Origin of the sequence: Acidithiobacillus concretivorus (genome assembly GCF_018853445.1) — a bacterium.
GTDB classification, from domain to species: Bacteria; Pseudomonadota; Gammaproteobacteria; order Acidithiobacillales; family Acidithiobacillaceae; genus Acidithiobacillus; species Acidithiobacillus concretivorus.
This window is the reverse complement of sequence record NZ_JABELD010000022.1, coordinates 39,717-47,285: the sequence shown is the minus strand read 5'-3', so window position 1 is coordinate 47,285 and position 7,569 is coordinate 39,717. Positions and strand designations below refer to the sequence as shown.

General features: G+C 55.9%; 6 protein-coding genes. All 6 read right to left on the bottom strand.

All coding sequences use genetic code 11. The features are described from left to right. Positions 1–102: 102 nt before the first annotated feature. The 6 genes from hpnJ to HJG40_RS03460 are packed head-to-tail and all read right to left on the bottom strand — an operon-like array spanning position 103 to position 7,471. Positions 103–1,533, bottom strand: coding sequence for a hopanoid biosynthesis associated radical SAM protein HpnJ (gene hpnJ, locus HJG40_RS03485; protein ID WP_215862909.1), 1,431 nt, complete (start codon positions 1,531–1,533; stop codon positions 103–105). Continuing rightward, the gene (gene hpnI / locus HJG40_RS03480; RefSeq protein ID WP_215862908.1) at positions 1,533–2,708 is read right to left on the bottom strand and encodes a bacteriohopanetetrol glucosamine biosynthesis glycosyltransferase HpnI; all 1,176 of its coding nucleotides are present in this window, start codon (positions 2,706–2,708) and stop codon (positions 1,533–1,535) included. Before hpnI ends, hpnJ begins: the two co-directional genes overlap by 1 nt. A gap of 41 nt (positions 2,709–2,749) precedes the next feature. Continuing rightward, a complete protein-coding gene (hpnA, locus tag HJG40_RS03475) occupies positions 2,750–3,739 on the bottom strand; it encodes a hopanoid-associated sugar epimerase (RefSeq protein ID WP_215862907.1) in 990 nt (329 codons plus the stop codon). Continuing rightward, complete coding sequence (locus HJG40_RS03470) at positions 3,736–4,473, bottom strand: phosphorylase family protein (RefSeq protein WP_215862906.1); 738 nt, start codon at positions 4,471–4,473, stop codon at positions 3,736–3,738. Before HJG40_RS03470 ends, hpnA begins: the two co-directional genes overlap by 4 nt. Further along, entirely contained in the window at positions 4,455–6,434 is a 1,980-nt protein-coding gene (gene shc, locus HJG40_RS03465; RefSeq protein ID WP_215862905.1) for a squalene--hopene cyclase, read from the bottom strand. Before shc ends, HJG40_RS03470 begins: the two co-directional genes overlap by 19 nt. Beyond that, positions 6,431–7,471: a phytoene/squalene synthase family protein gene (locus tag HJG40_RS03460; protein ID WP_215862904.1), complete on the bottom strand. Its 1,041-nt coding sequence runs from the start codon at positions 7,469–7,471 to the stop codon at positions 6,431–6,433. The genes shc and HJG40_RS03460 overlap by 4 nt, the downstream gene beginning before the upstream one ends. Positions 7,472–7,569: the final 98 nt, after the last annotated feature.

Below are 7,569 nucleotides of genomic sequence, written 5' to 3'. Positions count from 1 at the left end.
ACACCCTTCTGATATGCTGATTCCACCGCCTCATTAACCGCGAGATCCAGTCCGAAATCGTCGGCGTTAACGACCAGCCGCCGGGTATGCCCCTGCCCCACTTCAGCCGTGGCGTTGCCGCAGGAAGCGCACAAACTCGACGCCTTCCCGCAAACGACGCTTCATCATTTGGGTGCTTTTAAGCATCTCACCAGTAATTTCAGCAATTTTTCCGGCGCGGAAATAGAAACGCTTGTACATGGTTTCCACTGAATCAAAAATTTCCGTGTGGTTCAGATGCGGATAACTCATGGGGCTGATCTGCACACCGCGATCATTGACCATGTGGGCCTCGTCTTCCTCGGTCAACCAACCCTGTTCCTTGGCTTGGTTGTACAAAAAAGTGCCGGGATAAGGTGCCGCCAGTGAAACCTGAATAGTGTGAGGATTGATTTCTTTGGCAAATTCAATAGTCTTCTGGATGGTTTCCTTGGTTTCACCAGGCAGACCAAGTATGAAAGTACCATGAATGACAATGCCCAACTTGTGACAGTCCGCAGTGAACTTACGCGCCGACTCCACTTTGATGCCTTTTTTGATGTTATTCAGAATCTGCTGATCGCCCGACTCATAACCCACCAGCAACAGCCGCAGGCCGTTTTCACGCAGCACCTTGAGGGTCTCGTATGGCACATTGGCTTTGGCGTTGCAGGACCAGGTCACCCCCAGCTTGCCCAGCCCCCGGGCGATTTCTTCGGCGCGCGGGCGATCATCGGTGAACGTATCATCATCAAAGAAAATTTCTTTTACCTGCGGGAAATTTTTCTGGATGTAACGCACTTCTTCAATGACATTGGCTGCACTGCGGGTCCGATAACGATGTCCGCCAACCGTCTGCGGCCAAAGACAGAACGTACACTGAGACCGGCACCCTCGTCCCGTGTAAAAAGAAATATAAGGATGCTTGAGGTAGCCAATAAAATAATCCTCAATGTGCAGATCCCGCTTGTAGACTTCAGACACAAAAGGCAAGGAGTCCATATCTTCAATCATGGCCCGGTCGGGGTTATGAATCAGCTGGCCATCTTCCGCACGATAATTGATGCCATCCACTTCACTCAAGGGCCGACCTTCGGCAATTTCCTTGAGAGTAAAATCAAATTCTTCGCGAGCCACAAAATCGACAGCAAGACCCGCATCCCGCAGGGACTCATCGGGTTCTACCGCCACTTTGGCCCCGACCAGGCCAATCATCATTTTCGGATAGTGCTCCTTGAGCAACTCTGCCATGCGCACATCCGATGCAAAAGAAGGGGTGCTGGTATGGATGATGCACAACTCGTAGCCTGCAGCCACTTCCAGGGTTTCTTCCACGCTCACGTCGGCAGGGGGTGCATCCAGCAGGCGACTGCCGGGGATCATTGCAGCGGGCTGGGCCAGCCAGGTGGGAAACCAGAAAGAACGAATTTCCCGCTTGGCCTGGTAACGGGAACCAGCACCGCCGTCAAAACCTTCAAAGGAAGGTGCCTGCAGGAAAAGGGTTTTCATCGTCATTATGTTACTCCATCGTGGCCGTTCAGCCGCCCGTCGGCGCTGACCGCATATTGTGACCCTCTCCAGGCAACGCGCCGTGCAAAGAGGGCATGAAACCAAATCCACAGCCCCAGAAAATCTGCCAGCAGGGCCGTACCCAAAGAATCTGTTGCACTGAGTTTGTGCATAATTTGCCTATGGTACACGAGGCGCAACAAGAGAACCATACCCAGCGGTATGATCCCCCAATAACCGACCCCCCAAAACATCCATGGCGTCAAAACCGTCACCAGCGGCAGTGGATAACTGAAAAAAGAAAAAAAGTGGCCCACCGGCTGAACACTGCGCGTAGTCCGCGACCAGCGCAGGGCGTGTTGGTAAAACGCCCGAAAACTGGCCTCATGGACCTGAGTATCCACCACATAATCTGACAAGATGGTGGCCTTTCCCAGCTGGCGGGCACGGGCTCCCAGCCAATAGTCGTCCGCCAGTTGATCAGCCAGGCTTTCCAGCCCGCCGATCGCCTCCAGCGTCGAACGCTGCAACGCCATGGTTGCTCCCCCACAAAATATATTGGGACCCAAGTGCGCGGAGACCCGTACCGAAGGCAGAAAAAGGCTGTTGATTTGGCTTGCAAGCAGTCTGGAACTGAAATGATGGTCAGGAAGCCCGCGATACAAACAGGTCAGCACACCGGTCTGAGCATCCATCAGCGGGGTTAGCAGATGATGCAAATACTGCGGTCCCACCACGATGTCAGCATCGCTGATCAGCAGTAAATCGTGATTGCAGGCCGCCAAAATACCCGCAAGATTATTCACTTTGGGATTACAACCCAAGGTGTTGTCGCTCAGTATCCAGCGCAGGGACAGGGCAGGAAATTCGTGTTGCAAGCGCTGCACCACAGCCACTGCCGGATCAGCAGCGTCCTGTACTCCGCAGATCATTTCGTAAAGGGGATAATCCTGCAAACAAAAACTACGCAGGCAGGCATAGAGGTTGCCATCATCTCCATGCAGGGGCTTGAGCAGACTGAGAGCGGGCAATTCTTGAATGGTATGGGGTGAAAAAGTGGCACCCGTATGCGTCAAGACCGGTTGCCAAACACGTAGCACCCACATGACCAGCAATTGATAAGCCAATGCCGCCAGAGCCAGCAGAAACGCCAGGCCCAACAGCCCTTCCTCAAAACCCATAAGCAGTCATATCCTGAACGGTGCGTTCTTGAATTTCAGTTTTAAAGATAATGATTTTCCGCAAACCACTTTACCGCATCGCGCAGGGCCTCTTCGGCGGGACGATGTACATAATGCAGCATTTCCTCGGCTTTTTGTGAGGAAAAATACATTTTGTGCGCCGCCATCCGCAACTCATCCATGGTCACCAATGGCGTGCCCCGACCACGCGCCCGGACCACACTTTCTGCAGCCCAAGCCAGAGGAAACAACATGTTGCGGGGAATACGCATGAAGGGCGAGCGTTTTCCGGTGAGTCCGGCAATGCGGGTCAAAATAGCCTGCAAGGATAAATTATCACCGCCAAGAATGTAGCGTTGTCCTGGCTCTCCGTACAAATAGGCCTGCCAGTGGCCCATGGCCACATCATCCACATGCACTACATTCAGGCCGGTATCCACATAGGCGGGCATTTTCCCGGCAGCGGCATCACGCACCAGCCGTCCGGTCGGTGTCGGCTTGCGGTCGGCAGGCCCGATAGGTGTGGAAGGGTTTACAATCACAATGGGTGCAGACTCGTTCTGACAAAGCTGTTGCAGAGCTTCCTCAGCCATAAATTTGGAGCGTTTATAATGCCCGATCATATCCGCAAGACTGGACGGAGCGGCTTCATCCGCCACCCGGCCATCCGCATAATGACCCAGTACGGCAACGCTGCTGGTATAAACCATGCGCTCCACCCCGGCGTCCAAAGCCGCCCGGGCCAAACGCTCCGAGCCGCTGACGTTGGCCGCGTACATGGGCTGTGGATCAGGCACCCAAAGACGATAATCTGCTGCCACATGAAAAACCAACTGACAACCCGCTACGACTTTATCCAGTGCCTGCGCATCGGCCAGGTCTCCCAGCACCGGCTCCACATCCAGACCATCCCAGTTGCTGGAATCTGCACCGCTGCGATGCAACACCCGCAGTTCCAGCCCTTCAGCGAGCAGGCGGCGTAGTACCGCGCCGCCGACAAAACCCGAGGCACCCGTCAATAAGGCTTTCATACGCTGCTAGTTTCCCGCGAGGGCGGCTGAAGCAGGCGCGACTGAAACAGGCGTGGCTGAATCAGGCGCAGGGTGTTTACGGCAGCCTGCATCTGCCGGCCCAAACCCATGAGCGGTGGCAAATCACCCGGATGAAGTAACAATCCCCGCAACAGGCGCATAATTTGGGGACGACCATAACCATCGACACTGTGAATGGCTGTGGCGGGAAGGGACTGATGGGCAGGGTCCACCACGCTGCGAATCGCCAGAAAAGGAATATCCGCTCGCGCTGCCCGTTGCGCCACAGCGCCACTTTCCATATCCACCGCCTGGGCTTCCGGATAATCTGCCCGGAGTTGGGCCTTGGCCGCCACCGAAGCACAGGCTTCACTGACCGAACAAAGCCCCCCAGCCAGCACTTTTCCGGAAAATTGTTGCAACAGCGCACTCCGCCAGCCCGCGTCCGCAGACCAACTACGTCCTGCCCAGAATATCTGCTCGGGAACCAGCAAATCGCCGGCCCGACAGGCAGGATTCAAGCCGCCGGCAGTGCCCCATGACAAAAGTCCGTCCACTCCGGCTTGCAACAACTGTTCAGCCGCCTGGTCAGCCCGAACCGGCCCCATTCCCGAAACCACCATGCAAAGCTGCGGCGCAATTTCCATCACTGTCTGGTAGCGCAGCTTCCCGGACAAAAGGATGCGCGCCTCGGCAGCCAGCGCTACAACGATACCTATCCGCTGCGGCTGCATCCCAAATTCCGGAAACGGGCCAGCGCCCAAAGCGGGAAATAAAAATTGTAGCCGTGGTAAATAAGGTAAAACACCTTGGGGAAGCCGGGCGCATTAAAGAAAGGATCCTGCCAGCCACCTTCACCATTTTGATGCGTCTGCAACCATTGAATACCCCGGCGCAGGGCCATAGAGCCGCGATCTCCCGCCGCCATCAAACCCAGGCAGGCCCAGGCAGTCTGGGCCGCCGTAGAAGCCTGACCCGCTCCAGCCAGACCGGATTCTGCGTAAGAATCGTTATTTTCTCCCCAACCGCCATCTTCCTGCTGCATGGCCCGCAACCATTCAGCGGCCCGGTCCATGGCCGGTTGCAAGGAAGGATCCTGCAACTCTCCCAGAGCCATCAGCACCGACCAGGTGCCATAAATATAGTTGGTCCCCCAACGTCCAAACCAGGCCCCGGAAGACTCCTGCTCACGCAACAAATAAGCGACGGCCCGGCGCAACACATCACGATCACGAGGCCTGCCCAGATAACCAAGAAACGCCACCACCCTGCCCGTCACATCCGCTGTCGGCGGATCCAGCAAGGCCTTATGATCAGCAAACGGGATTTCATTCAGATAATAGTGGGTATTATCCACATCATAGGCACCAAAACCACCATTGCGGGATTGCATTCCCGACAGCCAGTTTGCCGCTGTTTCGATACTTTCCCGATCTTCAGGACGCCCGGCACGCGCCAAGGCCCAGGCTACTGCCGCCGTATCATCCAAATCGGGATAATAGGGATTCGCATACTGAAAAGCCCAGCCACCGCCTGCCAGCTGCGGGCGCTGCACCTGCCAGTCACCCGGATCACTGCAAATCTGCCGTTCCTTGAGCCAGGCAATGGCTTTTTCCTCTTCGCCGGTAATGCTGTCTGGTCCACCGGATCCATCCACAGCGTCGGCTTCCAGCAACGCGTGAAGGGCCAGACAGGTGTCCCAGACCGGTGACATACAGGGCTGACAGTAGGCATCATCAGCGCGCTCCACCACCAGCTTGCGCAGCGCCGCAGCCGTAGCCTGACGGTAAGGATGTTCCGGCGCATAGCCCAACAAAGCCAGGGCTTCGTGGGCATTGACCATGGCCGGAAAAATGCCATTCAGACCATCTTCCCCATTAATCCGGGCTGTAAACCACTGTTCGGCGCGACGCACCGCAATGCGGCGAATGGCCGCAGGAATCCAGTTTTCAATAAACCCCCAAAACCGATCCAGCGCCAGAAAACCGCGTGCCACCAGGCCCTGTCGCGATGCGGCAAAGTAGTCCTGAATTTGTTCCGGAGGATGACGAAACAATTCGCGAATATGAACCTGCAAGGGATTTTTAGCCTGGGCCTTGAGGCTGCATAAAATAAAAAGAGGCACCATGACGGTCCGCGACCAGGACGCCACCTTGTAAATCTGAAAAGGAAACCAGCGCGGCAAAAGCATCACTTCCACCGGAATGGAAGGCACAGCACGCCACGGCACCTGGGCGAACAAGGCCAAAGTGATTCGGGTGAATACATTGGCATGTTCGGCGCCGCCATGGGCGAGGATGGCTTCTCTGGCGCGACGCATGTGCGGCAGATCCGGCGCGTCACCCGCCAGTTTCAGGGCGTAATAGGCCTTCACGGAAGCACTCAAATCAAAATGCCCGCCATAATACAGGGGCCAACCGCCGTGATCCGCCTGCTTGTCGCGCAAATACACCGCCATTTTAGACTCCAGCGCCGCATCACGCTCATCCATATAATGCTGCATCAGAATAAATTCGGCCGGAATAGTGCAGTCCGCTTCAAACTCAAAACACCAATGCCCATCAGCGGCCTGTTTTTCAAGGAGTAACGACCGGGTATGCTCCAGAGTCCGATCCAGCGCCCGGTCCAGAGTCTGCTCCAGGGGGCGACGCAAATACCCACCTACCAGCGGCAATGGCTGCAGCACACGGTTCATGCGGTCGCTATCCGTGCCGTTTTGCGCAGGGGTTTAATGCCGGCCCGGAAACCGGCCAGTAACAACACATCCGAACGATGCATGAGCTTGGATAACATAACCACCCACTGCACACTGCTGCGACTGATTTTCACCTCAGCGCCCGATGCAAAGGCCGGATTTTCGGCAATACGCCGTAAAGTCAGCACCGCCATCGCCAAGGCCCAGAGACAAAAATCACGCATACCGGTCTGATCCGCAGGAATCATCAGGGTATATTGCAGAGCGTTTTCCAGATGCCCGGCGGCAATATCCAGCAGGCTGTGCAAGGCGGCCTGAAAGCCCGGATCGTGACTACCTGGCTGGACGGCGGCAATATCACAACCATATTGGGCAAACACACTGGCGGGCATCCAACTAACCCCGCGTGCCCAGTCATCCCATATATCCTTAAGAATATTGGTCATTTGCAGACCCTGACCAAAAGAAACCGCCAAGCGTTGCATTTCAGCTTCCTGAGCACGCAAACGCGGTTCGTACTCCACAAAAAGGCTGGTCAGCATTTCACCGACCACGCCCGCCACCACATAGCAGTAATGATCCATGGCGGGCATGTCCACCAGCCCTTTCAGGGAAGCGTGCTGCTGAAACTCGGCCATGCCCGCCCCCATAATGCGAACACAGCGCGCCAGAGCCGCTTGCTGGCTGGCACTGAAACTGTGGGTAATCTGCACTACATCAGCGGTATGGCGAACCAGATCATGTTCTGCCTCAGGCATATCGGCTGACAGTTGCGCAGCAAATCCTTCGGCAAACACCGCCGGATCTTGGTGTCCCTCGACCACCTGCAAAAACACCTGCTGCCAGTGGGCTTTTTCTTCCCAGGGCATAACCGGGTCATCTTCAATGGTATCGGCAATACGGCACAGCAAATAACCATTTCCGACCGCTGCACGCAACGCTACGGGCAATTGCGGAATAGTCAGCGCAAAAGTGCGGGAAACAAGTTGCAGGCTTTGTTGCTGCCAGGCTAACGCCTGATCTAGCGCCGCAGTCATGCGGCGGTCCTGACTGGTGACATCCAAACTCCTTGTTTTATTGGTCCGGGCGCTAGTGCTGACCGGTCGCATCGCGGCAATGTAACGATCTCGCAACA